The following is a 26217-nucleotide window of genomic DNA, read 5'->3' as shown; positions in this document are numbered from 1 at the left end:
CCGCGTCCCGACGAACTTCACCTGCTGCCGCAGATCGAAAACGCCGCCGACGGGCGCTATACCAGGGTTGGTCTGCAGCGCGTCATCGGCATGCCGCCGGCCAGTTTGATCGCATTGGAGCATGGAAGGCGCCACGGGATGCTGTGGGTCGCCGCTTCACCCGTCAATCGCGTGGCGGCGACGCCACAAAGGGACCTTTGTCATCCTGAGCGCAGCGAAGGATCTTTGATCGGCGTTGCGAAAGATCCCTCGCCTTCGGCTCGGGATGACACGAAAAGAGTTACATCTGATCGGGCGACATCCAGCGCTGATCACTCCGCCGCCACCGCCAGGCCCATCTGCTCGCAGGTCGGAGCCACGTCGGAGACCGTGGCGCGGCGCATGTCGCGCTTGTAGCGCTGATCGTCGAAGGCCATGCCGCGATGCATGGTGCAGCGATCGTCCCACATCACGAGGTCGTTCACCCGCCAGCGGTGGCTGTAGACGAACTGCCGCTGCGTGGCGTGCTCGATCAGCTCCTTCAGCAGCGCCTCGGCTTCCGCCCGCGGCATGCCGCGGATCGCGCCGGCGTGGCTCGCGAGATAGAGGCTCATGCGACCGCTGTCGGGCAGGCGGCGCACCACGACCTGCGGCACGGGCTCGAAGGCCTTGCGCTCGGTCTCGTCGAAGTCGGTGAAGCCGAGCCGCGCGCGCGATGTCATCAGCGAGTGCTCGGCGACGAGGCCCGCGATGCGGCGCTTCGTCCCCTCGTCCAGCGCGTCGTACGCCGCCCGCAGATCGGCGAATTCGGTCTGGCCGCCGACCGGCGGGATCGAGCGGCCATGCAGCATCGAGCAGTAGGCCGGCAGGCGCTTGAACGAGGAATCGGTGTGCCACAGCCGGTTGCCGAGATTGTAGAGGCGCAGTCGATTGTCGGTCTCGAGAATGCGGCCGTCGTTGCCGAGATTGCTCACGTCGGCGAGGTTCTCGTGCAGGCGAAGCTTGTTCTCCTTGCGAAGCTTGAAGACCGTCGTCTCCAGCGGCCCGAAATGGCGGGCGAAGGCGAGCTGCTGCTCGTCATCGAAGGTCTGGTCCGGAAAGACCAGCACTGCATAGCGCGTGAAGGCGGTGCGAATGGCGGCCAGATCCTCCGGCGACAACGGTCTCGCCAGGTCGACGTCGCCCACCTCGGCAGCGAATTCGGGCGTGATCGGCTGGATGGTGACCATGATTGTCCTCCCGATCCTGTCTGTGCTCGGCGACAATTGGATCACCGAACACGGTCGTCGGCAAACGGGTTCCCGCACCCCTGTGCGGGCGGATTTTGACGTGCGATTTCTTCGCTATAGTGGGGAATGATCGAAAAGCAGGAAGTCCAGGAACTCTTCCCAACGACCGTCTGGATCGTCGACCTGAAGCCTGCCGAGGCGGCCTTGCTCAACGGCAGGCTCAAGGCCGAGATCGAGAAGATCATCTCGCCGCGCCCGACGGTGCCGGTCGGCAGCAACTGGCAGACGCCGCAGGACCTCCACACGCGCCCCGCCTTCGCCGACTTCGTGAAGCTCGTCGAGATGGCGGCCCGCGGCGTCGCCCGCTTCCTGCAGGTCGATCAGCATCCCATGACCATCACCGGCTGCTGGGCCAACATCAATCCGCCGGGCGCGTACCATCCCACGCACAATCACCCCAACAACTATCTGAGCGGCGTCTATTACGTGGCGGTGCCCGACTCGGGCTCGCGCATCCTGTTCCAGGATCCGCGGCCTTCGATGATCATGCCGCGGCCGCGCCAGTTCACGCGGCTGACCGCCAATGCCGCCGATGCGCAGAGCAAGCCCGGCCGGCTGCTGATCTTCCCGGCCTGGCTTCGGCACAGCGTGCCGGCCAATGACGGCCGGACCGAGCGCATCAGCATCTCCTTCAACCTGATGTTCAGGCAATTCGCCGAGACCATGGCCGCGCCGATGTGGAACCCGACGGCGGGGAAGGACAAGGGTTAGGACGGCGCCAGCCCGAACTCTTCCGCCAACAGTTCGTAGGAGCGTTTGCGCTTCCCGAAGTCGTAGCAGATCGTGACCGCCATGATCTCGTCGACCTGGTAGCTCGCGGCATGCCGTTCGAGGCCCTCGCGCGCGGTTCGGGGCGAGCCGACGACCGACCGGCGTCGAAGCCGCGGCATCCAGCGCTGCGCCTCGGGTGTCCTCGCTTCGACCAGCGCTTCCTCGACCGTCGGCACCGGGCCCGCCTCGCCGCGCGCGAGGAGCCGCATGGCCCAGACCTCGCGGCTCGTCGCCAGCAGTGCCGCCTCCTCGTCGGTCTCGGCGCAAAGGACGGTGATCGCCATCATCGCCGCCGGCTCGGCATGGAGCGCCGACGGCCGGAAATGGGCGCGGTAGGCGCGCGTCGCCGCGTCGCCGCCATCGGGATTGATGAAGTGCGCGAAGCAGAACGGCAGGCCGAAATGCGCCGCCAGCGCGGCGCTCTCGTCGCTCGATCCGAGCAGCCAGACAGCGGGCGCGGTGGGTCCCGAAGGCTGCGCCGTCACGCCGCGGCCGACATGATCCTCCGGCAGGGCATCGTGCAGCCAGGCCACGAGATCGCGTACCTGATAGGGATAGCTCGCCGGATCGTTCCAGTTGGACCGGCCGTCGGCCAGCACGCGCAACGTACGCTGATCGCTGCCGGGCGCACGGCCGATACCGAGGTCGATGCGGCCTGGAAACAGCGTCTCGAGCATGCGGAAATTCTCGGCCACCTTGAAGGCGCTGTAGTGCGGCAGCATCACGCCGCCCGAACCGATGCGCATACGGTTCGTCAATGCTGCAACCCGCGTGATCAGCACCTCGGGCGTCGAACCGGCCAGCGCCTCGCTGCTGTGATGCTCGGCGAGCCAGTAGCGATGATAGCCGAGGCGGTCGCAAAGCTGCGCCAGCGCCAACGTCTCGGCCACCGCCTGCGCGGCCGTGCCGCCTTTGCGGATCGGCGATTGGTCGAGAACGCTGAGACGCAACGGCGCGCCCATCGCGATCGCGCGCCTACAGGCCCTTCTTGCCCATGGCGAGGAACTTGTCCTGGCGCTGGCGGCGCAGCGTGTCGCGGTCGAGCTGCGCCAGATCGGCCAGCGCCGCCGACACGACCTTGCCCACCGAATCGATCGCCTCGTCGGGCGCGCGATGGGCGCCGCCCATGGGCTCGGGGATGACCTCGTCGATCACGTCGAGCTTCTTGAGATCGGTCGCGGTCATCTTCATCGCCTCGGCCGCGTCCTGCGCGTTGGCGTTGGAGCGCCACAGGATCGAGGCGCAGCCTTCCGGCGTGATCACCGAATAGACGGAGTTCTCCAGCATGTACACCCGATCGGCCGAGGCGATGGCCAGCGCGCCGCCCGATCCGCCCTCGCCGATCACGACGCTCACCAGCGGCACGCCGATCGCCAGGCAGGTGTCGATCGAGGTGGCGATGGCCTCGGCCTGGCCGCGTTCCTCGGCATCTATGCCGGGATAGGCGCCGGGTGTGTCGACGAAGGTGAGCACCGGCAGGCCGAAACGGTCGGCGAGCCGCATCAGCCGCTGCGCCTTGCGATAGCCTTCGGGCCGCGCCATGCCGAAATTGTGCTTCAGCCGCGATTCGGTGTCGTCGCCCTTCTCCTGACCCAGCACGACGAGGCTGCGCCCGTCGAGCCGGCCGATGCCGCCCACGATCGCAGCGTCCTCGCCGAACAGGCGATCGCCCGCGAGCGGCGTGTAATCCGTGATCAGCCGGTCGATGTAGCGTTGGGCATGCGGACGCTCGGCGTGGCGGGCAACCTGCACGCGCTGCCAGGGCGTCAGCTTCGCATAGGTCGCGCGCAGAAGCTTCTGCACCTTCTCCTGCAGGCGCATGACCTCGTCGGCGATGTCCACGTCGGCGGAGTTGGGCACGTGCCTGAGCTCGGCGATCTTGCTCTCGAGCTCCGCGATGGGCTTCTCGAATTCGAGATACGTCGTCATCGCGAGGAGGTGTCGCCCGGCATCCGAGTCCTGTCAACCGCCCGGCGCCGGCGCCGCGCCAGCGGATGCTTGTCCTGCACGAGCGCACGCAGCTTCTCGTCGAGCACGTGCGTGTAGATCTGGGTTGTCGCGATGTCGGCGTGGCCTAGCATCAATTGCACGCTGCGCAGGTCGGCGCCGCCCTCGAGCAGATGGCTGGCGAAAGCATGGCGCAGCACGTGCGGCGACACGCGCGCCGGATCGATGCCGGCGGCCAGCGCCGCCTCCTTGAGGAGCTGCGTGAAGCGCTGGCGGGTGAGGTGGCCCGTCCGGCCGCGCGACGGAAAGAGATAGCGCGAGGTCTGCCCTTCGCCCAACAAGCCCGCGCGCATGTGCAGCCAGGCGGCAATCGCCAGTCGTGCCGGGTCCGAGAGCGGCACCAGCCGTTCCTTGTCGCCCTTGCCGCGCACCACCAACATCGTCGGATCGCGCTCGACGGCCGACAAGGGCAGCGTCACCAGCTCGGAGACGCGCAGCCCCGTGCCGTAGAGGATCTCGAGGAGCGTCGCCATGCGGCCGCCATCGGCGCCTTCCTTTGCGCGCGCCGCGTCGATCAGGCGGTCGACCTCGGCGCGCGACAGCACCTTGGGCAACGGCCGGCCGAGCCGGGGCGAGTCGAGGGCGCTCGCCGGATCGTCGTCGCGCAGGCGCTCGGCCAGCAGGAAGCGGAAAAGCTGGCGGATGACCGACAGCCGCCGCGCCACCGTGCGCGGCGTCATGCCGACATAGTCGAGCGCCTTCAGGTAGGCGCGCAGCGCCGCGGCATCGGCCGTTCGCAATCTTTGCTTGCGACGCGCCAGGAATGCTTCGAGGTGGGCCAGGTCGCTGCGATAGGCGGCCTCGGTGTTCTTCGAGGCGCCGCGTTCGGCCGCGATCATCTCGAGAAAGGCCTCGACCTCGCGCGATACCGGTGCGGCCTGTTTCCCTTTCACGGCGCCTCACAGACCGTACGCGATCGCCGCCTCGACCGCGAACAGGCGTGCCGATCCTTGCTCGCCCGCCTCGCGCAGGGCGCCCACGATGATGCCTGCGGCGGCGGGATGAAGCGCCGCCAGCGGGGTCTCGCCGACGGCGTCGCTGGCGAGCAAGGATGCTTCCGCCCGCCGATGCGCCGCGCCGGCTGCCTGCAGCGCCCGCAGAATCGAGGCAGGAGGCATGACCAGCCGGACCCCTGGCGGCGGCGTCTCGGGCAGGTCGGTCGATCCCGGCGGGATGTCGAAGCCGACGCCGCGAAACAACGCAAGCAAGGCATTGCCGCGCAAGGCCGCGGCGCCCGGATCGTCCCGGCGCAGTGCCTGGTACCAGCGATTGACGTCTTCCGGCGCAAGCTTCGGTGCATTGTCGACACCGGCGATCTCGATCAGCGGCATCAGCCGATCGAGCCCGTCCTGGGCACGCGCGTTGTTGAATGCCGCCTGCAGGGCGAGCTGCGTCCAAGCCTTGGCGAGCTGCTTGTCGCCCAGCAGCAGGAAGCCGCGAATCGCTTCCTGTGCCAGGTCGGCATATTCCGGCTTGGCCGGCAGGTTCATGAGCGCTCCGGCGCTTGCCCGCGCGATCGTGGGAAAGAGCGGGCTGCCGCGCGTCTCGCCATAGACGGCGCGCACCGCGGCCGCGATCTCCTGCGGGTTGGCGGCGTCGCGGGCCGCGGCGACCAGCCGGGCGCGACGCTCCATCGCCGGCGGCAGGGGCGCGTTCTCGCGCAACGCGGCGACATAGAGGTCGGCAAGACGGCTCGCCTCGATGATCGCCAGTGCCTCGCCGCGCTCGGCGATGTCGATGCGCGTCGCCATCGGCAGGGCCGGCTGGCCGACCAACGCCCGGATCAACGGCGGCTGCGTCGTCGACAGCAGCGACGACGGCGGCGCCACATGGGCGAGATAGTACATGACCATCGCCGGCCCGTCGGCCGGTCCGGCCGCAAGGGCGGCGGGCGCTCCGGTGCCGGCGGCGACCTCGACCAGGGAGGCAAGAGATGGATCTTGGCCACGCAGTGCAGCAACGTCGGCCAGCGCGGCGTCCTTGTCGCCCCGCACCAGCGTGCAGGCGATCCGGGCGCGACTGGCGAAAGGCTCGACCAGCGCATGATGGTCGACGATCGCGCAGGCGCCGTCGCGCTCGCCCGCCATCATCATGGCGTTGGCCACCGTGGTGGCAATCGCCGGATCGCCGTAGGCGCCGGCGTTGCGCACCATCTCGTTGAGGCTTTCGCCCTCGCCCATCGCCGCCAGACGATCGACCTTGCGGTCGAACAGGCTGGGGGGCGGGCTGCCGTCCGCCCGCGGCGGCACGAGCTGGCTCACCATGACCTCGAACTGCAGGTCGCGCAGCGCCCGGCTGCGCGGCGCGGCCGGCAGACCCGACACGAGTTGCTTGGCCGAGGCCAGCGAGGTGCCCGACCAGGCATCCGCCTGCATGCCGCCGGTCTTCTCGGTCAGGAAGCCGTTCGGCCGGTCGTTGGCGCTTTGCGCACAGCCGCCGGCAGCCAAAAGCACGAGGCCGACCGAAAAGACGGCGCTAGCGCGCAAAGCGATCACTGGGGACAGCCACCTCGAAATGCCGCATGGGCGGACGGGGCTCGAACACGACGAGGAGAAGCCCGCCAGCCACCAGCACCAGGGCAATGAAGGCCATCACCAACGGCCACACCCTGACGGGCGCGGCCGTACGAAAATGAGATCTGGAACGAATGGGCGCCACGGCGGCAACCTACCCATCCGACGCCGGGCCGGCAATCGCCGGTCGCTTGAAACTGCCGCCGGTTTGCGCGACATCCCTGCATGAAGTGAACGATTCGTCCTCCACTCCCTCCTTGTCCCGCGCCGTGGCCCTCGTTGGCTTGATGGGTGCGGGCAAGACCGCGATCGGCAAACGGCTCGCCGTGCGCCTGGAATTGCCGTTCATCGACGCCGACGACGAGATCGAGCGCGCGGCGGGCTGCACGGTAGCGGAATTTTTCGAGCGCCATGGCGAGACCGAGTTCCGGGCGGGCGAACGGCGCGTCATCGCGCGCCTGCTCGAGGGGCCGCCGCACGTGTTGTCCACAGGCGGTGGCGCCTACATGGACGCCAGCACGCGGGCACTCCTGCGGGCGCAGGCGATCACCGTGTGGCTGCGTGCCGATCTCGACGTCCTGTTCGAGCGCGTGAAGAAGCGGGCCCATCGGCCGCTGCTGCGGCAGGGCGATCCACGCGACATCCTTGCCCGGCTGATGGCCCAGCGCTACCCGATCTACGCCGAGGCCGACCTGGTGGTGGATTCGACGGCGCAACCGGCCGAGGTCACCACCGAGCAGGTGATCGAAGCGCTGCGCCGGCATCTTGCCGCACAACCTGCGAAAGCGCCGGCATGAGCGCTCGAGCCTCCCCTGCCCGGACCGTCCGCGTCGATCTCGCCGGCCGAGCCTACGACATCGTCATCGGATCGCGGCTCATCGATCGCGTGGGAGAGCTGGCCGCCCCTTTGCTCGCCGCGCCGCGCGTGATCGTGGTGAGCGACGACGTAGTGGCGCCGCTATACGGCGCCCGCCTCGCCGCCTCGTTCAAGGAGGCCGGCATCGAAGCCGGCAACGTCACTGTGCCCGCGGGCGAGAGCAGCAAGGAGTTCGCGGCCTTCGGCCGACTGATGAACGATCTGCTCGACCGGCGGCCCGACCGCAAGACCACGCTCGTGGCGCTGGGCGGCGGGGTCGTCGGCGACCTGACCGGCTTCGCCGCCGCCGTGCTGCTGCGTGGCGTCGATTTCATCCAGGTGCCGACCACCCTGCTGGCCCAGGTCGATTCGTCGGTCGGCGGCAAGACCGGCATCAACACGCGGCACGGCAAGAACCTCGTCGGCGCATTCCACCAGCCGCGCCTGGTGATCGCCGACACCGACGTGCTCGACACCCTGCCGCACCGCGAACTGCTGGCGGGTTATGCCGAGGTGGCGAAGTACGGCCTGATCGACGACGCCGCCTTCTGGGACTGGTGCGAGGCGCATGGCGCCGCTCTGGTCGCGGGCGACCCGGCCGCGCGCGCTTGCGCCATCGAGCATAGCTGCCGAGCGAAGGCGCGCATCGTCGCGGCAGACGAGCGCGAGACCGCCGACCTGCGCGCGCTCCTCAATCTCGGCCATACGTTCGGCCATGCGCTGGAGGCCGAGACCGGCTTCGGGCCCGATCTGCTGCACGGCGAGGCGGTCGGCGCCGGCATGGCCCTCGCCTTCGACCTGTCAGCGAAGCTCGGCCTTTGTCCCGCGTTTGACGCCGAGCGCGTGCGCCGCCATCTCAGCGCCGTCGGCCTGCCGGTGCGGCTGCGCACGATCGGCGGCGACAACCGCAGGCGATGGGATACGGCAAGGCTGATCGACCATATGCGCGGCGACAAGAAGGCCGAAGCCGGCCGTCTGACCTTCGTCCTGGCTCGCGGCATCGGCAAGGCGTTCGTCACGCGCGAGGTCGATATGGCGGCACTGCGCGATCTTGTCGATGCCGCCATCGCCGCCTGACGATCCATGGAGTTCGACGTCCCGCTGATTGCCGCAGCCCCTTTGGTGCTGCTGTGCCTCCTGCTCGGCGCCTATCTGTCGGCGGCCGAGACGGCCATCACCGGCGCCTCGCGCCCGCGCATGCATCGCCTCGCCCAGCAGGGCAATCGCAAGGCGAAGCTTGTCAACCAGCTGCTCGATCGCAAGGACGAGGCGGTGAGCGCCGTCCTGCTGGGCAGCAACGTCGTCAACATCTTCTCCGCTTCGCTCACCACCGCCGTGCTGACCGCGCTGTTCGGTGCCGCGGGAGTCGTCTACGCGACCGTGGCGATCGGCGTCATGGTGGTGATCTTTGCCGAAGTAATGCCCAAGACCTGGGCCCTGCTGCGCGCCGACCGCGTGGCGCTGATGCTGGCGCCGTCCATCCTCGTCAGCCTCACTATCCTCGGCCCGGCGGCGCGCGCGGTGTCCTGGATCTCGCGGTTCTTCCTGCATCGGCTCGGCATCCGCACCGACCGCGCGCCCGACCCGGAAGAGCATGCCGAACTCCTGCGTGGGGCCATCGAGCTGCACGGCATCGACCACCTCGACGAGGATGCGCCGGTGGAGAAGGCGATGCTGCGCTCGGTGCTGGATCTCGGCGACCGGACGGTCGGCGACGTCATGGTCCACCGCGGCAGCGTGGCGCTGATCGATGCCGACGAGCCGACCGACGCCATCGTGACGCAGATGCTGGCCGCGCCCTACACCCGCATCCCGCTCTATCGCGGGCAGCCCGACAACATCGTCGGCGTGGTCCATGCCAAGGATCTGTTTCGCGCGGTCAAGGCGGCCGGCGGACCGGACACGGTTCGCATCGCCGACGTCATGACGCCGCCCTGGTTCATCCCCGAATCGACCATCCTGTTCGACCAGCTGAAGGCCTTCCAGGACCGCCACGAGCACTTCGCCATCGTGGTCGACGAGTACGGCGTCATGCAGGGCATCGTCACGCTGGAGGACATCATCGAGGAGATCGTGGGCGACATCGAGGACGAGCACGACGCCATCAAGCACGGCGTGGTGCCGCGCGAGGACGGCAGCCTCGTCTGCCAGGGCAGCGTGCCGATCCACGATCTCAACCGCGAGTTCGGCTGGGACCTGCCCGAGGACGTGGCCACGACCATTGCCGGCCTCGTCCTCTACGAGGCCCGGCGCATTCCGGAGGTCGGCCAGACCTACGCCTTCTACGGCTTCAGGTTCGAGATTTTGAAGCGCGAGGGCACGCGCATCGCCGAGTTGCGCATCGTGCCGCCCGACGCCATACAGGCGCCCAACGTCTGAGGACCAGCCGAAAGGATTTGCCATGCCGCTTTCGCCGCCTGCCGGGCGACAGCATCTGCATACGCGTCGCGTCACCTGCCAGGGCTTCTTCCGCGACGACGGCCTGTGGGACATCGAGGGCCGCATCACCGACGAGAAGACCTACGAGCATCCCAACGAATGGCGCGGGCCGTTGAAGGCCGGCGAACACGTGCACGACATGTCGATCCGCCTCACGCTCGACCACAAGTTCACGATCGTCGATGTCGAGGCGGTGACGGACAAGTCGCCCTACCAGATCTGCGGACAGATCGCGCCCGACTTCAAGAAGCTGATCGGCCTTCGGATCGGCGCCGGCTTCCACCGCGAGGTGCGCGCCCGGCTGGGCGGCGTGCATGGCTGCACCCATATCGTCGAGCTCCTGGGGCCGGTCGCAACGACGGCGTTCCAGACCGTCTCCTCGGGCAAGGCGCGCGAGCTCAACCGCGCCCATCGGGCGAAGAGCGGCATTGCACCCAGGCCCGCCGGCAACGGCGCGGCCAAACCGCCACGCAAGCCCTATGTCATCGATACCTGCCACGCCTGGTCGGCCGACGGCGAGGTAGTGAAGCGCTGGGCGCCGCATTTCTACACCGGTCCCGGCGCCGACGCGGTGCGCGCGGCCGCCGCCGGCAAGGAGATCGAGCTCGACGGCTGATCCTATGACCTGCGGTCTTCCTGCGGCGTAAGCGTGGTCAGCGCAAGTGCGTGCAGGCCGGCGGCAAACTCGTCCGTCAACGCCTGATAGACGAGGCGCTGGCGGACGACCCGACTCTGACCCTCGAAGGCGGACGACACGATCTCGACCCGGAAATGGGATTCGCCGCCTTCGCGATAGCCGGCATGGCCGCGATGCCGCGCTGATTCATCCTCGATGCTGAGCCGCAGCGGCGCGAAGCGCTCTCGAAGCTTCTTGTCAATCGCCATTGCCACCGCGCCCATCGTTCGCCTCTCTTGTCCGGCCAATCGCTTGCTTACATATTAGCCGAATGCCGCGACGGCGAGCCAAACCTCTGACCGCGATCGACGACGCCCCGCCCTTCGTGCGGGTGTGCGAGGCGCCCGGCTGCCGGCTGCACGGTGAATATCGCGCGCCTCGCGCGCGCGACCGGCTGAACGAATATCGCTGGTTCTGTCTCGAGCATGTGCGCGACTACAACAAGCGATGGGACTATTTCGCCGGCCTTGATGCGGCCCAGATCGAGCAACATATTCGGGCCGATACGATCTGGCGTCGGCCTGTCTGGCCGTTGGGGGCCCGCAGCGGCGGCCCGCGGTTCCATGATCCGCTCGGCTTGAGCGACGATGCCGGCCTCGGCGAACGGCCGCCGGCGCGAGTGGATGGCAGCGAGCAACTGACGCCTGCGGAGCGCAGCGCTATCGAGGTTCTTGAACTTTCATGGCCGTTGACCCAGGCGGACGTGAAATCTCGTTACAAGGAACTGGTCAAATTGCATCATCCCGATGCCAATGGCGGGGCGCGGGAGGCCGAGGAAAAGCTGAAGAAGATCAACGCGGCCTATTCCACCCTGCGGGCGTCGGAACATCTGCCGGCCGAGTGACGGTGGCGCGTATCTGGCCTGCCAATTGGCCGCTTGCAGCGCACAAAAGGGCCTGCGACTATTGTACTTAGGCCCGCAATTTGGCGGGCTTTGTTTTGTTAGGAAACCGTGTGATGGCTTCTACCACGACCGCCACCCGCCAGAACATCTCGGGGGTGCCGGATATCAAGGTCTCCGCCCGCCAGGTGTTCGGCATCGACACCGATATGGAGGTGCCTGCCTTCAGCACCGTCACGGAGCACGTGCCCGCGGTCGATGACGCCTACCTGTTCGATCACGACACCACGATGGCGATCCTTGCAGGCTTCGCCTTCAATCGCCGCGTCATGGTCCAGGGCTATCACGGCACCGGCAAGTCGACCCACATCGAGCAGGTCGCCGCCCGCCTCAACTGGCCCTGTATCCGCATCAACCTCGACAGCCACATCAGCCGCATCGACCTGATCGGCAAGGATGCGATCGTGCTGCGCGACGGCAAGCAGGTGACGGAGTTCCGCGAAGGCATCCTGCCGTGGGCGCTGCAGAACCCGACGGCGCTGGTGTTCGACGAGTACGATGCCGGCCGCGCCGACGTCATGTTCGTGATCCAGCGCGTGCTCGAGGTCGAGGGCAAACTGACGCTGCTCGACCAGAACAAGGTGATCCACCCGCATCCGGCGTTCCGCCTGTTCTCGACGGCCAACACGGTCGGCCTCGGCGACACGACCGGCCTCTATCACGGCACGCAGCAGATCAACCAGGGCCAGATGGACCGCTGGTCGATCGTCACCACGCTCAACTACCTGCCGCACGAGCAGGAGGTGAACATCGTAGCGGCCAAGACGCCATCCTACGACAACGAGGAGGGCCGCAAGATCATTTCGGCCATGGTGGCGCTCGCCGACCTCACCCGGGCGGGCTTCATCGCCGGCGACATCTCGACCGTGATGTCGCCGCGTACGGTGATCACCTGGGCTGAAAACGCGCGCATCTTCGGCGGCGACATAGGCTTCGCTTTCCGACTGACCTTCCTCAACAAGTGCGACGAGGTCGAGCGCAGCACGCTTGCCGAATATTACCAGCGCTGCTTCGGCAGGGACCTGCCGCCAAGCAGCGGCAAGGGCGGCAAGCTGCACTGAAGGCGCGCCGATGGCCAAGGACACGACTCCGCTCGAGGAGTTCCGCCGCGTCACCGCCACCACCATGCGGGCGATCTCGCGCCGGGATGTGAACGTCTCGTTCGTGCCCGACGGCGGTTCGCTGCTGGGCCAGGAGGCGCGCATCACCGTGCCGGCGCGCGACCTTCCGGTGGAGGATGTCAGCCGCGTCCGCGGCGAGGCGGATTCGATGGCGCTGAAGCTGCGCCATCACGACCGCAAGATGCATCTGCGCCGCGTGCCGCGCGGCGAGACCGCGCGGGCGATCTTCGAGGCGGTGGAGCAGGTGCGCGTCGAGGCCCTCGGCGCACGCCGCATGGCGGGCGTTGCCGACAATCTCGCGGCGCTGTGGCGCCAGCGTTCGGATCAGCGGGGCCATGCCCGGATCAAGACCAAGGACGATGCCCCGATCGCCGATGTGATCGGCCTGATCGCACGCGAGCAGCTTCTGGGGGCGGCGCCGCCGGAATCGGCCAAGGCGATGGTCGACATGTGGCGCGCCGATGTCGAGTCCGCCGCCGGCCGCGACTTCCAGAAGCTCAAGGACGCGCTTTCCAACCAGGACGCCTTTGCCCGCGCCGCGCGCCAGCTCATCCGCGATCTGAAGCTCGGCGACGAATCGGCGGATCTGCAGGACGAGGATCCCGAGGACTCGCAGGACCAGGAGAACGCCGACGGGCAGTCCAACGAGACAGGCGACGACCAGAGCGACTCCAGCGAGACCCAGGGCTACGGCGCGCAGGGCGAGGAAACCGAGGATGCCTCCGAGCAGGAGGACGCCTCCGAGACCGTCGCCGACCAGGCGCAGACCGAGATGCAGATGGGCTCGGGCGACGAGGAGGAACCCGGTCGCGCCGAACGGCCGTGGCTGCCGCCGGGGGCACTCAGCAACGAGCCGCTCGGCCAGCAGTATCACGCCTACACGACCAAGTTCGACGAGATCGTCGAGGCCGACCAGCTCTGTGACGCCGAGGAACTCGGCCGCCTGCGCAACCACCTCGACCAGCAGCTCTCGCATCTGCAGGGCGTCATCGGCAAGCTCGCCAACCGCCTGCAGCGCCGGTTGCTGGCGCAGCAGAACCGGGCCTGGGAATTCGACCTCGACGAGGGCATGCTCGATGCGGCGCGGCTCACGCGCATCATCACCAACCCGATGCACTCGCTGTCCTACAAGCAGGAAAAGGACACGAACTTCCGCGACACCGTGGTGTCGCTGCTGATCGACAATTCGGGCTCGATGCGCGGCCGGCCGATCACCGTGGCGGCGATGAGCGCCGACATCCTGGCGCGCACGCTGGAGCGCTGCGGCGTCAAGGTCGAGATCCTGGGCTTCACGACGCGCGCCTGGAAAGGCGGCCAAAGCCGCGAGCAGTGGCTCGCCGCCGGCAAGCCCGCCAATCCGGGCCGCCTCAACGATCTGCGCCACATCATCTACAAGCCGGCCGACGCGCCGTGGCGGCGGGCGCGCAAGAGCCTCGGCCTGATGCTGCGCGAGGGCATCCTCAAGGAGAACATCGACGGCGAGGCGCTGCTGTGGGCGCACAACCGCCTGCTGCCGCGGACGGAGGAGCGCAAGATCCTGATGGTGATCTCCGACGGCGCGCCGGTCGACGATTCGACGTTGTCGGTCAATCCCGGCAACTATCTCGAACGCCATCTGCGCGACGTCATCGACTGGATCGAGACGCGATCGCCGGTCGAGCTGATCGCAATCGGCATCGGCCACGATGTGACGCGCTACTACCGGCGTGCGGTCACCATCGTCGACGCCGATCAGCTCGGCGGCACGATGATGGAGCAGCTCGCCGCCTTGTTCGACGAGGAGGACAACAAGGACGTTCGCGCCGCCCGCGTCGCGAGGTCTGGCCACAAGCCAGGCAGCCGTCGCGCGGCCTGACCGCCCCGAAAGACCATTCCCTGGGCCGGTCGGTACGCCCTGTCGTCTTCCTGTTGCTCTTGCTTGCGGTCGCCTGCGCCGCCGTTCCGCCGGCGGCGCCGGTCGATGCCCAGTCGTTGCCGATCGAGATCGGCGCGCAGCAGGAACCGTTCAGGCTCGACGCCTCCGCCGAGCGGCAGGTCGGCCGCCTGATCTGGCGCGGCGGGCTTTCGCTCAGCGCCAGCTCGGCCAACTTCGGCGGCTGGTCGGACCTGAGCGTGACGCCCGACGGTCGTCGTCTCACCTCGGTCTCCGACGTCGGCGGCTGGTTCACAGCCACCATCGAGTACGACCAGGACGGCAATCTCGCGGGGTTGAGCGATGGCCGGATCGGGCCGCTGCGCCAGCCCGACGGCAGGCCGCTGGCCGCCAAGGACTGGGCCGATGCGGAGGCCATGACGCATATGCCCGACGGCTCGTGGATGGTGTCGTTCGAGCGCCACCACCGCCTCTGGCGTTATCCCACGCTCGATGGCATTCCGGTCGCCGTCGACCTGCCCTTGGAGTTCCGCCGCCAGCCGTTCAACGGCGGTGTCGAGGCTCTGTCCGCCCTGCCTGACGGCCGCCTGGTCGCGATCAGCGAGAGATATTCGGTGCGGCCAGGCTTCAACGTCGGCTGGATCGGCGTGCCGTCGGGCGAGGGCCATTATGCCTGGAGTCGTTTCGAGTACGCGACCGCGCCGTCGTTCCATCCGACGGCGATCACGCGGTTGCCGGACGGCTCGTTCGCCCTCCTCGAACGCGCCTTCGACATCGTGCGCGGCGTGCGGGTCAGGGTCATGCAGTTCGAGGCCCGCCAGCTCGCGCCCGGCGCCGCCGTCCATGCCAGGGAGCTGGCCTTTCTCGCCTCGCCCTATGCCGTCGACAATCTGGAAGGCCTGTCCGCCGCCACGGGATCGCACGGAGAGACCCTGCTCTGGCTGATCTCGGACAACAACTTCAACCCGTTGCAGCGCAATCTGCTGCTGATGTTCGAGCTGGCAAAGTAAAAGGCCGCTTACGCGGCCTCAGGCCGCTGACAAACCCCGTCGATTTTTCAGCGGGGTTTTTTGTTGATGGTGTTGGAATTTGATCGGATCAGGCCGGAACGGGGATAGGCGCCATTGCGAGAGCGATTTTCTTGATGTTCTGGGCAGCGGCAGCCAGCAAGCACTGGCAGGCCACGGCGAGGAGACCACGGAAGCGGGCATAGCGGTGGCCGTGGAGTTGCTTGGCATCAGCGAAGGAGCGTTCGACCGTCTCCTTGCGTCGCTTGTAGATGCGCTTGCCCCAAGGGGTCAGCCGATGAGCGTCGGTGCGCTCGCGAACCTCGGCCCAGACATGACGGGTAATCAGGCGCGTTGCGTTGGCGCTGGACGTACAGGAAGCGAGCAACGGGCAGGCTCTGCAAATGGCCGGATCGCTGGTGTAGTGTCGATATCCGGTGCGATCGGTGGTGGCGTAGGTGAGAAGCTGGCCCTGCGGACACCGATAGCCATCCACCTCTGCCTCATAGTGGAAGGCCTTGTTCGGCATCATGCCGGATCGCGGCGGCGTCGGTCGGCGATAGCCGATCACGCCCAGTACACCGCGCTCCTCCAAGCCCTTGGCAATGCCAGTGGTCGCATAACCGGCATCGAGGCCGACGGCGCCGACATTGAAGTCGAAGCGGCGGCGTTGGCGGTCGAGGCGGCCGAGATACACGATGGAATCATGCACGTTGGCGGGCGTCGCATAGGTGTCAGTGATGATGCCCAGGCGACCATCGACCGTGCGGTGGTCGAGATAGAAGAAGCCCTTCGGCTTGCCGTCACGCACCATGTAGCCGCTCTCCGGATCGGTGCGTGAGACCTTGGTCTCCTTCTCGATCGGCTGGCGCGCTTTGTCCTTCAGCGGCTTCTTGCCGTGCGCGGCACGATCCTCCCCGATCGCTGCATCAAGCGCATCCCAATAGTCCGAACGCGACTTGGCGACCACGGCAACGTCATAGCGGTTCTTGTTGGCGTTGGCCTTCAGGTGCGTCGAGTCGGTGTACAGCACCGTGCCATCGACCAGGCCGTGACGGATCGCCTGCTCCACGATCGCATCGAAGATGTCCTGCGCGACCGACGTGTCGTTGTAGCGCCGGCGTCGGTTCTGCGACAGCGTCGAGGCGTCGAATACCGGATCGGTCAGCTTCAGCCCCAAAAACCAGCGATAGGCGATGTTGACCTCGATCTCGCGCACCAACTGCCGTTCGGAGCGGATCCCGAACAGGTAGCCAATGAACAGGGCCTTGAACATCGCCACCGGATCCAGCGGCGGGCGCCCATTGTCGGGGCAGTAAAGCCCCGCCACACGCTCATGGATAAACGAGAAATCGATCACCGCTTCAATCTTGCGGAGCAGGTGATCCTTCGGAACCAGACCCTCGATCGCCACGAGTTCGAGTTCGATCTGTTGCGGTAGCGCCTTCTTCAGCATACCGCCTTGAATCAAAAACCCCTGGCAAATGCCAGGGGTTTGTCAGCGGTCTGAGGCCGCTTACGCGGCCTTTTTTGCATCCTTCTTGGCCTTGGCCGAGACGACCCTGCGCTTCAGGCTGAGCATCTCGGGGCTGAGCTTGCCGTCGTTGGTGCCCAGCAGGTAGGCATCGATGCCGCCATTGTGCTCGATCGTCTTGATGCCGCGCGGCGTCAGCCGCAGGCGCACCGAATGACCCAGCATGTCGGACAGGACCGAAGCGACCTGCAGGTTGGACATGAACCGGCGCTTGGTCTTGTTGTTGGCGTGGCTCACATTGTGGCCGTACTGGACGGACTTGCCCGACAGGGCGCAACGACGGGGCATGGCGATTTCCGCTAAAAAACGATCCCGCCAACGGGCGGGACGGCCGGCTTTTTAAGGGCCCGACGGTAGGTCGTCAAGCGAACCAATCCACGACCCTTTCGCTGATATCCTCGACCTGATCCTCCGGAATCACACGGCCGCGGGCCGAGATTCCCGCCTGATGCACGGTTTCCGGGTCACCCGAGACCAAGGGATGCCACCAGTAGAGATCCTGCCGGAAATGGACCAGGCGATAGGCGCAGGTCTTGGGGAGCCAGTCCATCTTGGCCACCACTTGTGGGGTGAGCTGGATGCAGTCCGGCACGATTTTCTTGCGGTTCCTGTAGTCCTTGCAGCGCGCGGTCCTGGGATCGAGGAGCTTGCAGCAGGTATCCGTCTGGGCGAGCTCGCCCGTGCCCTCGTATTCCAGCTTGTTGACGCAACACATGCCGCAGCCGTCGCAGAGCGACTCCCACTCGGATTTGGTCATCTGGGCGAGAGTCTTGCGCTTCCAGAACGGCAGTTCGGTCTTTTGGGCGGCACGGCGGGCCCGCCGGACGAGGGACTTAGCGGCCATGGAACGCTTCCAGCATACGACGGGCGGCGGCGGCGGGCGTGCAGCGTCCGCTTTCGACATCGCGCTCCAGCCCGCTCACCAGCCGCTTGACGTCGGGATGCTTGCGCAATTCCGCAAGCAGGGTCTCGCCCACTTCGTTCCACATCCAGGCCCGGGCCTGCTCGGCACGGCGGCGGGCAATGCCTTTCTCGCCCACCGCCTCGTTGAAGCGTTCGACGATCGTCCAGAGCTCGGCCACGCCCTCACCGGTGTGCGCCGAGCAGGTCGTCACCTCCGGAGTCCACCCCGCGGTCGGAGAGCGCAGCATACGCAGCGCATGTTTGTAGTCGGCGGCCGAGCGTCGCGCGGTGGCCTTCAGGTCGCCATCGGCCTTGTTGACCACGATCAGGTCGGCAAGCTCGATCACGCCGCGCTTGATGCCCTGCAGATCGTCGCCGCCGGCCGGCAACAAGAGCACGATGAACATGTCGACCATGTCGGCGACGGCGGTCTCGGACTGGCCGACGCCGACCGTCTCGACGATCACCGTGTCGAAGCCCGCCGCCTCGACGAGCAGCATGGCCTCGCGCGTGCGCCGGGCGACGCCGCCCAGTGTCGCGCCGGCCGGCGATGGCCGGATGAAGGCTGCAGTCCGCCGCGACAGCTCCTCCATGCGCGTCTTGTCGCCCAGGATCGAGCCGCCGCCGCGCTTGGACGAGGGGTCGATCGCCAGCACGGCAAGCGACCGCCCCCGCTCCAGCAGCGACAGGCCAAAGCGTTCGATCAGGGTCGACTTGCCGACCCCGGGCACGCCCGTGATGCCGAGCCGCGCCGCCTTGCCGGCATGCGGCAATACGGCGGCCAGGAGCGCGTCGGCACGCTCGCGGTGATCGGGCCGGGTCGACTCGATCAGCGTGATCGCCTGGGCAAGCGCCCGCCGGTCGCCAGCCAGCAATGGTGGCAGCAGCGGATCGGCGGCGACGCTGGATTTGGCAGCCGACGGACTCATGATAGGCAAGCTTTATCAGCCACGCCGGCGCAAGGCCAGCAAGGCGCCGACGCCGGCAATCAGGTAGAAGACCGCGATTGACGGACCGAAGCCGCGAGCCCCGGCCACGTCCATCATCGCGCCGGTGATTGGCCGGCCGACGAGCCCGCCGACCGTGTAGAGGATCGTGAAGGCCGCATTGGCGGCGGCAATGTCGCCGCCGGTGAAGCGCTGGCCGAGCAATGCCAGCCCCACCGTGTAGATGCCGAACGAAATGCCGCCCCACAGCAGCAGCAGGGCAAGGATGCCCGAGCCGTGCAGATCGATCATCGGCAGCAGGATGGTCATGGCGGCGCTTAACAGCGCACAGATCGCCAGGACCTTCCGGCGATCCCAATGGTCCGCGGCCCAGCCGATCGGCCATTGCAGGGCGAGATTGCCGATCACGAAGGCCGAAAGCCACATGGCGCCGGTCTGCGGCGGAACGCCGGCCGCCACCGCATAGACCGGCAGGAAGCTGAAGGCGGCCTGCTCGCCCAGGCCGCAGGCAAAGGCCGCGAGCATCGCGACGGATGCCAGCATCGCCGTGCGCAGGAAGCCGCCGGAGGCGCTCTCCTCGACCACGGGCGCCGTGCGCCAGCTCGGCAGCAAGGGGACAGCGATCAACAATGTGAGGGCGGCCGTCGCCAGGAAAGGCAGCGGCCCATAGACGCCCACGACCTGAAGGATCACAGGCCCGACGGCGAGCCCCAGCGCGACGAGGGTCGAGTAGACCGCAACGGCCCGGCCGCGACGGCCCTCGTCGACCACCAGATTGATCCAGATTTCGCTCACGACCCAGGGAACACCGCCCGACACGCCCGACAGCAGGCTGAGCCCGAACCAGAGCAGCGTGCTTTCGGTGTAGGCGAAAGCGATGGCGATCGCCGCCGTCACCAGCAGCGAAAGGCAGATGAGCGGCGTGGCGCCGATGCGCGCCGCGGCAGCGGGGATGCGATGCGCGGTCGCGACCATGCCGATGCCCCAGGCCGCGCTCACGAGCCCGATCGTGAAATTGTCGACGCCGCGTCGTTCGAGCGCGAGCGGCACCAGCGGCAGCGACGCGCCGACCTGCACGCCGAAGGCGAGGCAGGCGACGTAGACCGGCAGCAGGGCGCGCCATGGCGCCGCAACAACGCTATTCGACGACATGCCGATCGCCCTCGCTCCCACGCAACGCCAACAACGCGCCGGTCGCCGCCACGACATAGAAGAAGGCCAGCGTCCAGCCGAGGCCGACATCGCCGAATTGGTCCATGGCGGCGCCGGTCAGCGGCTGGCCGACAAGGCCGCCGCCGATATAGAGCATCGAGAACACTGTATTGGCGCGCGCGATGTCGCCGTGCCTGAAGCGCCGGCCGAGCAGCGCCAGCCCCAGAGGATAGATGCCGAACGAAATCCCGCCCCACAAAAGGACGATGACCAGTACGATCGGCGAATGTGCCGGCGCCAACGTCAACAACAAGACAAGTGCGGCGCTGGCCATCGTGGCGCCGGCCAGCACGGCGCGCCGATCGACGCGGTCGGCCAGCCAGCCGATCGGCCATTGCAGGACGAGATTTCCGACCACGAACGCCGAAAGCCACAGCGCACCGGTCTTCGGCGCCACGCCGGCGCCCACCGCATAGACCGGCAGGAAGCTGAACGCCACCTGCTCGCCGACCCCGGTCGAGAAGGCGGCGAGCATGGCGAGCGGTGCGGCGAGGACGACGGCCACGAAACCGCTTCCCGCCTGCGGCGCGATCGCCGGTGCGCTTTTCCAGTACGGCAACAGCGGGAGCGCGATCAACAAGGCGATCAGGGCGCAGGTGAGAAACGGCAACGGCCCGTAGACGCCTACGGCCTGCAGGACGAACGGGCCCAGCGCCATGCCGGCCGCGATCAGGATCGCATAGATCGCCATGGCGCGGCTGCGATGGCGTTCCTCGACGACCATGTTGATCCAGATCTCGCTCAGGACCCACGGCACGCCATCGACCGCACCATGCGTCAGGTTGAGCGCGAACCAGACGATGGGGCTGCTGGTGAACGTGTAAGCCACCGAGACCGCCGCGCCCACGACGACGGCGCCGACCATCAGCGGCACCGTGCCGTACCGGGCCGCGAGACGGGGAATGCGCGTGGCCGTCAGCAGCATGCCGATACCCCAGGCGGCGGCGATGACGCCGATCGAAGCCTTGTCGACGCCCTGACGCTCGAGGGCGAGCGGCACGAGCGGCCAGGACGCGCCCGCGAGCAGCCCGGCGGCGGCGCAGGCAGCGAGGATCGGCACCAGCGGCCGGCGCGCCGGGACGCTATTCGGCGACACGCAAGTGCCCTTCCGAGCGGAAGGACGGCAGCTCTCCGGCTTCGGCATCGACCTTGCGTTCGGCCTCGGCGGCGGCTTCCTGCTGGCGCCGCCACATGTCGGCGTAGAGACCATTGCGCGCCAGCAGCTCGCCGTGCCGGCCGCGCTCGACCACGCGGCCCCGATCGAGCACCACGATCTCGTCGGCATGGATAATGGTCGAGAGGCGATGGGCGATCACCAATGTCGTTCGACCGCGGCTCACCTCCTCGAGCGAGCGCTGGATCTCCTGCTCCGTGCGCGTGTCGAGCGCGCTGGTCGCTTCGTCGAACAGGAGAATGCGCGGGTCCTTGAGGATGGTCCGTGCGATCGCCACGCGCTGCTTCTCGCCGCCCGACAGCTTGAGCCCGCGTTCGCCGACCGTGGACTGGTATTTCTGCGGCAAGGCCATGATGAAGTCGTGGATGCGCGCGAGCTTCGCCGCCTGCTCGACCTCCTCGCGGGTCGCCTCCGGCCGGCCATAGGCGATGTTGTAGTAGATCGTGTCGTTGAACAGCACCGTGTCCTGCGGCACGACGCCGATCGCCGCGCGCAGGCTGGCTTGCCGGACATCGCGGATGTCCTGCCCGTCGATCAGCACTCGTCCCGCCGCCACGTCGTAGAAGCGGAACAGGATGCGCGAGACGGTCGACTTGCCCGCGCCGCTCGAGCCCACGATGGCGACGGTATCGCCGGGCGCCACGCGAAAGCTCACGTCGTGCAGGATCGGCCGCGCCTTCTCGTAGTGGAAATCGACGTGATCGAACACGATCTCGCCGCCGCCGATCTTCAGCGCCGGCGCGTCGGGTCTGTCCGCTATCTCCGGCGGCACGTCGAGCAGGCCGAACATCTTCTCCATGTTCACCAGCGCGCCGCGGATCTCGCGATAGGCGAAGCCCAGCATGTTGAGCGGCGCATAGAGCTGCAGCAGGAAGGCGTTCACCGCCACGAAATCGCCCACGGTCATCGTGCGGTCGACGACGCCGCCGCCCGCCATCACCATCACGGCGGCCAGCCCGATCGCGATGATCACGCCCTGCCCGATGTTGAGCAGGGAGAGCGTGCGGCTCGACCGGATCGCCGCCGTCTCGTAGCGGCGCCGGCCGACGTCGTAGCGCCGCGCCTCGTGCCGCTCGTTGCCGAAATACTTCACCGTCTCGTAGTTCAGCAGGCTGTCGATCGCCTTGGCGTTGGCGTCGGTGTCGGCATCGTTCATGCGCCGCACGAACTGGATGCGCCATTCCGAGACCGTGATCGTGAAGACGATGTAGCCGGCGATCACGCCCAGCGTCACCGCAGTGAAGCGCCAGTCGTAGAGCCGCCACAGGATGGCGCCGACCATGGCGATCTCGAGCAGCGTCGGCAGGATGTTGAAGGTCGTGAAGCGGATCAGGAACTCCATGCCCTGCGTGCCGCGCTCGATGACGCGGCTCAGCCCGCCGGTCTGGCGCTCGAGGTGATAGCGCAGCGACAGGCCATGGAGATGGCCGAAGACCTGCAGCGCGAGATTGCGGATGGCGCGCTGCCCGACCGGCGCGAAGACCGCATCGCGGACCTCGCCGAAGGCCTGCGCCAGCACGCGCGCCCCGCCATAGGCCAGGATCAGCGCGACAGGCACCGCCATCGCCTGGCCTTGCGGCGTGCCGAGCGCATCGACGGCATGCTTGTAGAGGATCGGTACGTAGACGTTGGCCACTTTGGCCAAAACAAGGAGCGCCAGCGCGACCAGGACGCGCGTGCGCAATCCCCATTCGCCCTTTGGCCACAAATGTCGGCCCAATATGGTGAGCACGGACCACGACCGGCCGAGACCGATGGCGGGAGGACGATCGTTGGCGGGAGGCGACATGGACAAAAGGCCGGTTCGGGCGCGCAGGCTCGGTGGCGGAGGGGGTGTGGGCCTTCTATCGTGTCGGCCGGGCTCGGGTAAGTCCCCCGATGGAGCGCCATTTCATGACTTTTCTTAGGGCCTTGCTGGCCTTTGCCTTGTGCGGCGCAGTGCCGACGGTGGCCACGGCCCAGGAAGCGCGAGAGGTGGAGGTCGGCTATGCGATCACCTATCTCGGCTTCACCGGATTTCGCATCGACTTCAAGGCACGCTTCGACGATGACCACCGCTACGACATCCAGAGCCACACCTTCAAGGAAGGGCTGATCAAGGCGATCACCATCAACTACGAAGGCCGGAACCGGGCCTGGGGCGCCTTCGGACCGCACGGCGCCCGACCGGCTGGCGGCTCTCTGTCGATCGTGGTCGGGGACAAGCAGCGTTCGTGGCGTGCGCTCTACGGGGCGGGCGGCATGGTCCGGGAGACAAGCGATCCCGCCTGGAACCCGCCGCCCGGGAAGGCCATCCCCGAGGACAAGCGCGCCAGGTCGCTCGATCCCCTTTCCGCGGCCATAGAGGCCGGCGTGGCCGGCGATGCCGCCTGTGACCGCACGATCCCCTCCAATGACGGCAAGCGCCGCATCGATGTCGTGCTCACGAAGATCGGTACCGAGTCGGCAGCGACGGCCGGCGTTCCCGCCGCCAAGGGCGATCTACTGGTCTGCGGCGTCTATACCCGACGGATCGCCGGCGATTTCGACGACGCACCGAAGGAGGCAGAGAGCAAGCGCGAACGGCCGATGAAGCTCTGGTTTGCGCGGCTCGACGACTTGCCCTTCCGCTATCCGGTCAAGCTCGAGGCGGAGACCGGCTTCGGCACGATCTACGGCAAGATGCTCTACTTCCGCGAACGCCCACTCACGGAAGAGGAGAAGATCGCGATGCAGCGGTAGCGATCTTCGGCGGTCGCCGATCGGACCGCCGGCTTCCAGCCCGCCCATCCGCACGCAAGATGCGCGCGGACCAGAAGATGTCACGCCGCGCGCTTGTGATCGCGTCGGCGCAGGATCGCCAGGATCTCGGCCGCCGCTGCCGGAATGTTGGTACCGGGACCATAGATCGCCGCCACGCCGGCCTTCTTCAGGAAGTCGTAGTCCTGGGCGGGGATCACGCCGCCCACCACAACCAGGATGTCGGATCCGCCCTGCTTGCCCAACTCCTCGATGAGCTGAGGCACCAGCGTCTTGTGACCGGCGGCCTGGCTCGAGACGCCGATCACATGCACGTCGTTCTCGATCGCCGCGCGCGCCGCTTCCGCCGGCGTTTGGAACAACGGGCCGATGTCGACGTCGAAGCCCAGATCGGCGAAGGCGGTGGCGATCACCTTGGCGCCGCGGTCGTGGCCGTCCTGCCCCATCTTCACGACCATCAGGCGCGGCCGGCGCCCCTCCTCCTCGGCGAAGGAGGCGATGTCGGTGCGGATGCGCGCCAGCCCCTCGTCGCCCTCCCACTCGCCGGCATAGACGCCGGAAATCGAGCGGATGGTCGCCTGGTAGCGGCCGTAGACGCCTTCGAGCGCCGACGAGATCTCGCCGACGGTGGCCCGCGCGCGCGTCGCCTCGATGCTGAGGGTCAGCAGGTTGCCCGTGCCGTTGCGCGCGGCCTCGCCCAGCGCCTTCAGGGCCGCCACGCATTTCGCCTCGTCGCGGCTTGTCCGGATCTTCTGCAGGCGCGCCACCTGAGCATTGCGCACGGCGTCGTTGTCGACCTCGAGAATCTCAACCTTGGCGTCTTCCTTGGGCTGGAACCTGTTCACGCCCACGATCACTTCCTCGCCGCGGTCGATGCGGGCCTGCTTGCGCGCGGCCGCCTCCTCGATGCGCATCTTGGGCATGCCCGCCTCCACGGCCTTGGTCATGCCGCCCAGCGCCTCTACCTCGCCGATCAGCTTGCGCGCCTCGGCGACCAGGCTCGCGGTCAGCGATTCGACGTAGTAGCTGCCGGCCAGCGGATCGACGACCTTCGTGATTCCCGTTTCATGCTGAAGGATGAGCTGGGTGTTGCGCGCGATGCGGGCCGACTGCGGCGTCGGCAGGGCAATCGCCTCGTCGAAGGAGTTGGTGTGCAACGACTGCGTGCCGCCCAGCACCGCCGCCATCGCCTCGTAGGCGGTGCGGATCACGTTGTTGAACGGATCCTGCTCGGTGAGCGACACGCCCGACGTCTGGCAGTGGGTGCGCAGCGACAGCGAATCGGCCTTCTTCGGCTCGAACGGCCTGATCAGCTCGGCCCACAGGAAGCGCGCAGCCCTGAGCTTCGCCACCTCCATGAAGAAGTTCATGCCGATGCAGAAGAAGAACGAGAGCCTGGGCGCGAAGGCGTCGATATCGAGCCCCTTGGCCTTGGCCGCGCGCACATATTCGAGGCCGTCGGCCAGGGTGAAGGCGAGTTCCTGCACCAGCGTCGCGCCCGCCTCCTGCATGTGATAGCCGGAGATCGAGATCGAGTTGAACTTCGGCATGTGCCTGGCCGTGTGCTCGATGATGTCGGCCACGATGCGCATGGAGGGTCCGGGCGGATAAATGTAGGTGTTCCGGACCATGAACTCCTTGAGGATGTCGTTCTGGATCGTGCCCGAGAGCTTCTCCTGAGGCACCCCCTGCTCCTCTGCCGCCACGATGTAGCCGGCCAGCACCGGCAACACGGCGCCGTTCATGGTCATCGACACGCTCATCTTGTCGAGCGGGATGCCATCGAACAGGATCTTCATGTCCTCGACCGAATCGATCGCCACGCCGGCCTTGCCGACATCGCCCACGACGCGCGGATGATCGGAATCGTAGCCGCGGTGGGTGGCGAGATCGAACGCCACCGAGAGGCCCATTTGGCCCGCGGCGAGATTGGCGCGATAGAACCTGTTGCTCTCCTCCGCCGTCGAGAAGCCCGCGTACTGGCGCACCGTCCAGGGCCGGCCGGCATACATCGTCGCCTTCGGTCCGCGGGTGAAGGGCGGGAAGCCCGGCAGCGTGCCCACGGTCTCCAGCGCCTCGAGATCGGCCGCCGTATAAACCGGCTTCACCACGATGCCCTCGGGCGTCGTCCAGTCGAGCGACGAAAGCGGCCGGTCGCGCAGCTCCTTGGTCGCGAGCTTTTCCCAGTCGGCGAGGGTCTTGTTCGGAAAGTCAGCCATGAGTCCCACTTGTCGTCACGAGCGCTGGCCAGCGGCGTCCAGAGCAGGCGAATCTCC

At 67.5% G+C, this 26217-nt stretch carries 24 protein-coding genes; 10 read left to right on the top strand and 14 right to left on the bottom strand.

The features are described 5' to 3' along the window. Positions 1–311: 311 nt before the first annotated feature. Complete coding sequence (locus tag OJF58_RS13805) at positions 312–1208, bottom strand: TauD/TfdA family dioxygenase (RefSeq protein WP_300778198.1); 897 nt, start codon at positions 1206–1208, stop codon at positions 312–314. Positions 1209–1334: 126 nt separating this feature from the next. On the opposite strand from OJF58_RS13805, the gene OJF58_RS13800 reads away from it, so the two are divergent. Further along, complete coding sequence (locus tag OJF58_RS13800) at positions 1335–1979, top strand: TIGR02466 family protein (protein WP_300778197.1); 645 nt, start codon at positions 1335–1337, stop codon at positions 1977–1979. Here the strand turns inward: OJF58_RS13800 and OJF58_RS13795 are convergent. From OJF58_RS13795 to OJF58_RS13780, 4 genes are read right to left on the bottom strand one after another with little or no spacing between them, the layout of a single operon-like run. Further along, entirely contained in the window at positions 1976–3001 is a 1026-nt protein-coding gene (locus tag OJF58_RS13795) for an LLM class flavin-dependent oxidoreductase (RefSeq protein ID WP_300778195.1), read from the bottom strand. The two genes, OJF58_RS13800 and OJF58_RS13795, sit on opposite strands and share 4 nt — an antisense overlap. 13 nt (positions 3002–3014) lie before the next feature. Continuing rightward, positions 3015–3968, bottom strand: a complete 954-nt coding sequence (locus OJF58_RS13790; RefSeq protein WP_300778194.1) for an acetyl-CoA carboxylase carboxyltransferase subunit alpha — start codon at positions 3966–3968, stop codon at positions 3015–3017. Beyond that, positions 3965–4939 carry a site-specific tyrosine recombinase XerD gene (locus OJF58_RS13785; protein ID WP_300778192.1) on the bottom strand — a complete coding sequence of 325 codons (975 nt, stop codon included), beginning with the start codon at positions 4937–4939 and terminating at the stop codon, positions 3965–3967. Before OJF58_RS13785 ends, OJF58_RS13790 begins: the two co-directional genes overlap by 4 nt. Before the next feature lie 6 nt (positions 4940–4945). Then, positions 4946–6541 (bottom strand): hypothetical protein, encoded by a 1596-nt coding sequence (locus OJF58_RS13780; RefSeq protein WP_300778191.1) that lies wholly within the window; start codon positions 6539–6541, stop codon positions 4946–4948. Between the two features lie 152 nt (positions 6542–6693). On the opposite strand from OJF58_RS13780, the gene OJF58_RS13775 reads away from it, so the two are divergent. Genes OJF58_RS13775 through OJF58_RS13760 form a run of 4 tightly spaced genes read left to right on the top strand, consistent with a single transcriptional unit; the run spans position 6694 to position 10470 of the window. Further along, complete coding sequence (locus OJF58_RS13775; protein ID WP_300778189.1) at positions 6694–7356, top strand: shikimate kinase; 663 nt, start codon at positions 6694–6696, stop codon at positions 7354–7356. Then, a complete protein-coding gene (gene aroB / locus OJF58_RS13770; protein WP_300778188.1) occupies positions 7353–8492 on the top strand; it encodes a 3-dehydroquinate synthase in 1140 nt (379 codons plus the stop codon). Before OJF58_RS13775 ends, aroB begins: the two co-directional genes overlap by 4 nt. A 6-nt stretch (positions 8493–8498) precedes the next feature. Then, positions 8499–9794, top strand: a complete 1296-nt coding sequence (locus OJF58_RS13765; protein WP_300778187.1) for an HlyC/CorC family transporter — start codon at positions 8499–8501, stop codon at positions 9792–9794. 22 nt (positions 9795–9816) lie between these two features. Further along, positions 9817–10470: a DUF2889 domain-containing protein gene (locus OJF58_RS13760; protein WP_300778186.1), complete on the top strand. Its 654-nt coding sequence runs from the start codon at positions 9817–9819 to the stop codon at positions 10468–10470. A 2-nt stretch (positions 10471–10472) separates the two neighbouring features. Here the strand turns inward: OJF58_RS13760 and OJF58_RS13755 are convergent, their stop codons facing one another. Then, positions 10473–10754 (bottom strand): BolA family protein, encoded by a 282-nt coding sequence (locus OJF58_RS13755; RefSeq protein WP_300778185.1) that lies wholly within the window; start codon positions 10752–10754, stop codon positions 10473–10475. Positions 10755–10801: 47 nt separating this feature from the next. Between OJF58_RS13755 and OJF58_RS13750 the strand changes: the two genes are divergently transcribed. The 4 genes from OJF58_RS13750 (at position 10802) to OJF58_RS13735 (ending at position 15435) form a co-directional block, all read left to right on the top strand. Further along, positions 10802–11374, top strand: coding sequence for a J domain-containing protein (locus OJF58_RS13750; protein WP_300778184.1), 573 nt, complete (start codon positions 10802–10804; stop codon positions 11372–11374). A gap of 113 nt (positions 11375–11487) precedes the next feature. After that, positions 11488–12492: a cobaltochelatase subunit CobS gene (gene cobS, locus OJF58_RS13745; RefSeq protein WP_300778182.1), complete on the top strand. Its 1005-nt coding sequence runs from the start codon at positions 11488–11490 to the stop codon at positions 12490–12492. Positions 12493–12502: 10 nt separating this feature from the next. Then, complete coding sequence (cobT, locus tag OJF58_RS13740; RefSeq protein ID WP_300778180.1) at positions 12503–14407, top strand: cobaltochelatase subunit CobT; 1905 nt, start codon at positions 12503–12505, stop codon at positions 14405–14407. A gap of 53 nt (positions 14408–14460) precedes the next feature. After that, on the top strand, positions 14461–15435 hold the full coding sequence (locus OJF58_RS13735; RefSeq protein ID WP_300778178.1) for an esterase-like activity of phytase family protein: 975 nt from the start codon (positions 14461–14463) through the stop codon (positions 15433–15435). A gap of 88 nt (positions 15436–15523) precedes the next feature. On the opposite strand, the gene OJF58_RS13730 is transcribed toward OJF58_RS13735, so the two are convergent. The 7 genes from OJF58_RS13730 to OJF58_RS13700 form a co-directional block, all read right to left on the bottom strand. Continuing rightward, entirely contained in the window at positions 15524–16888 is a 1365-nt protein-coding gene (locus OJF58_RS13730) for an IS1182 family transposase (RefSeq protein ID WP_300778177.1), read from the bottom strand. Positions 16889–16948: 60 nt separating this feature from the next. Further along, entirely contained in the window at positions 16949–17254 is a 306-nt protein-coding gene (rpmB, locus tag OJF58_RS13725; RefSeq protein WP_300778174.1) for a 50S ribosomal protein L28, read from the bottom strand. A 73-nt stretch (positions 17255–17327) separates the two neighbouring features. After that, positions 17328–17810 carry a YcgN family cysteine cluster protein gene (locus OJF58_RS13720; RefSeq protein ID WP_300778172.1) on the bottom strand — a complete coding sequence of 161 codons (483 nt, stop codon included), beginning with the start codon at positions 17808–17810 and terminating at the stop codon, positions 17328–17330. Continuing rightward, on the bottom strand, positions 17800–18798 hold the full coding sequence (gene meaB, locus OJF58_RS13715) for a methylmalonyl Co-A mutase-associated GTPase MeaB (RefSeq protein WP_300778170.1): 999 nt from the start codon (positions 18796–18798) through the stop codon (positions 17800–17802). The genes OJF58_RS13720 and meaB overlap by 11 nt, the downstream gene beginning before the upstream one ends. A 15-nt stretch (positions 18799–18813) precedes the next feature. Next, entirely contained in the window at positions 18814–19968 is a 1155-nt protein-coding gene (locus OJF58_RS13710) for an MFS transporter (protein ID WP_300778169.1), read from the bottom strand. Then, positions 19955–21124 carry an MFS transporter gene (locus tag OJF58_RS13705; protein ID WP_300778168.1) on the bottom strand — a complete coding sequence of 390 codons (1170 nt, stop codon included), beginning with the start codon at positions 21122–21124 and terminating at the stop codon, positions 19955–19957. The genes OJF58_RS13710 and OJF58_RS13705 overlap by 14 nt, the downstream gene beginning before the upstream one ends. After that, on the bottom strand, positions 21111–22886 hold the full coding sequence (locus OJF58_RS13700) for an ABC transporter ATP-binding protein/permease (RefSeq protein WP_300778166.1): 1776 nt from the start codon (positions 22884–22886) through the stop codon (positions 21111–21113). Before OJF58_RS13700 ends, OJF58_RS13705 begins: the two co-directional genes overlap by 14 nt. 209 nt (positions 22887–23095) lie before the next feature. Here OJF58_RS13700 and OJF58_RS13695 point away from each other — a divergent pair, with 209 nt between their 5' ends. Further along, positions 23096–23923, top strand: a complete 828-nt coding sequence (locus tag OJF58_RS13695) for a DUF3108 domain-containing protein (RefSeq protein WP_300778164.1) — start codon at positions 23096–23098, stop codon at positions 23921–23923. An 80-nt stretch (positions 23924–24003) separates the two neighbouring features. Here the strand turns inward: OJF58_RS13695 and scpA are convergent, their stop codons facing one another. Continuing rightward, positions 24004–26160: a methylmalonyl-CoA mutase gene (gene scpA, locus OJF58_RS13690; RefSeq protein ID WP_300778163.1), complete on the bottom strand. Its 2157-nt coding sequence runs from the start codon at positions 26158–26160 to the stop codon at positions 24004–24006. Between the last annotated feature and the right edge of the window lie 57 nt (positions 26161–26217).

Origin of the sequence: Enhydrobacter sp. (assembly GCF_030246845.1) — a bacterium.
In the GTDB taxonomy this organism is placed as follows: domain Bacteria; phylum Pseudomonadota; class Alphaproteobacteria; order Reyranellales; family Reyranellaceae; genus Reyranella.
This window is presented reverse-complemented; position numbering and strand designations above follow the sequence as displayed.

What these genes read in the sequence shown, in the direction of transcription:
- OJF58_RS13710 (WP_300778169.1), bottom strand. Translation starts at nt 19,968, where the DNA reads ATGTCGTCGAATAGCGTTGTTGCGGCGCCATGGCGCGCCCTGCTGCCG.
- cobS (WP_300778182.1), top strand. Translation starts at nt 11,488, where the DNA reads ATGGCTTCTACCACGACCGCCACCCGCCAGAACATCTCGGGGGTGCCG.
- OJF58_RS13800 (WP_300778197.1), top strand. Translation starts at nt 1,335, where the DNA reads ATGATCGAAAAGCAGGAAGTCCAGGAACTCTTCCCAACGACCGTCTGG.
- cobT (WP_300778180.1), top strand. Translation starts at nt 12,503, where the DNA reads ATGGCCAAGGACACGACTCCGCTCGAGGAGTTCCGCCGCGTCACCGCC.
- meaB (WP_300778170.1), bottom strand. Translation starts at nt 18,798, where the DNA reads ATGAGTCCGTCGGCTGCCAAATCCAGCGTCGCCGCCGATCCGCTGCTG.
- OJF58_RS13775 (WP_300778189.1), top strand. Translation starts at nt 6,694, where the DNA reads ATGGGCGCCACGGCGGCAACCTACCCATCCGACGCCGGGCCGGCAATC.
- OJF58_RS13755 (WP_300778185.1), bottom strand. Translation starts at nt 10,754, where the DNA reads ATGGGCGCGGTGGCAATGGCGATTGACAAGAAGCTTCGAGAGCGCTTC.
- OJF58_RS13795 (WP_300778195.1), bottom strand. Translation starts at nt 3,001, where the DNA reads ATGGGCGCGCCGTTGCGTCTCAGCGTTCTCGACCAATCGCCGATCCGC.
- OJF58_RS13750 (WP_300778184.1), top strand. Translation starts at nt 10,802, where the DNA reads ATGCCGCGACGGCGAGCCAAACCTCTGACCGCGATCGACGACGCCCCG.
- OJF58_RS13720 (WP_300778172.1), bottom strand. Translation starts at nt 17,810, where the DNA reads ATGGCCGCTAAGTCCCTCGTCCGGCGGGCCCGCCGTGCCGCCCAAAAG.
- OJF58_RS13790 (WP_300778194.1), bottom strand. Translation starts at nt 3,968, where the DNA reads ATGACGACGTATCTCGAATTCGAGAAGCCCATCGCGGAGCTCGAGAGC.
- OJF58_RS13760 (WP_300778186.1), top strand. Translation starts at nt 9,817, where the DNA reads ATGCCGCTTTCGCCGCCTGCCGGGCGACAGCATCTGCATACGCGTCGC.
- OJF58_RS13730 (WP_300778177.1), bottom strand. Translation starts at nt 16,888, where the DNA reads ATGCTGAAGAAGGCGCTACCGCAACAGATCGAACTCGAACTCGTGGCG.
- rpmB (WP_300778174.1), bottom strand. Translation starts at nt 17,254, where the DNA reads ATGCCCCGTCGTTGCGCCCTGTCGGGCAAGTCCGTCCAGTACGGCCAC.
- OJF58_RS13765 (WP_300778187.1), top strand. Translation starts at nt 8,499, where the DNA reads ATGGAGTTCGACGTCCCGCTGATTGCCGCAGCCCCTTTGGTGCTGCTG.
- aroB (WP_300778188.1), top strand. Translation starts at nt 7,353, where the DNA reads ATGAGCGCTCGAGCCTCCCCTGCCCGGACCGTCCGCGTCGATCTCGCC.
- scpA (WP_300778163.1), bottom strand. Translation starts at nt 26,160, where the DNA reads ATGGCTGACTTTCCGAACAAGACCCTCGCCGACTGGGAAAAGCTCGCG.
- OJF58_RS13805 (WP_300778198.1), bottom strand. Translation starts at nt 1,208, where the DNA reads ATGGTCACCATCCAGCCGATCACGCCCGAATTCGCTGCCGAGGTGGGC.
- OJF58_RS13695 (WP_300778164.1), top strand. Translation starts at nt 23,096, where the DNA reads ATGACTTTTCTTAGGGCCTTGCTGGCCTTTGCCTTGTGCGGCGCAGTG.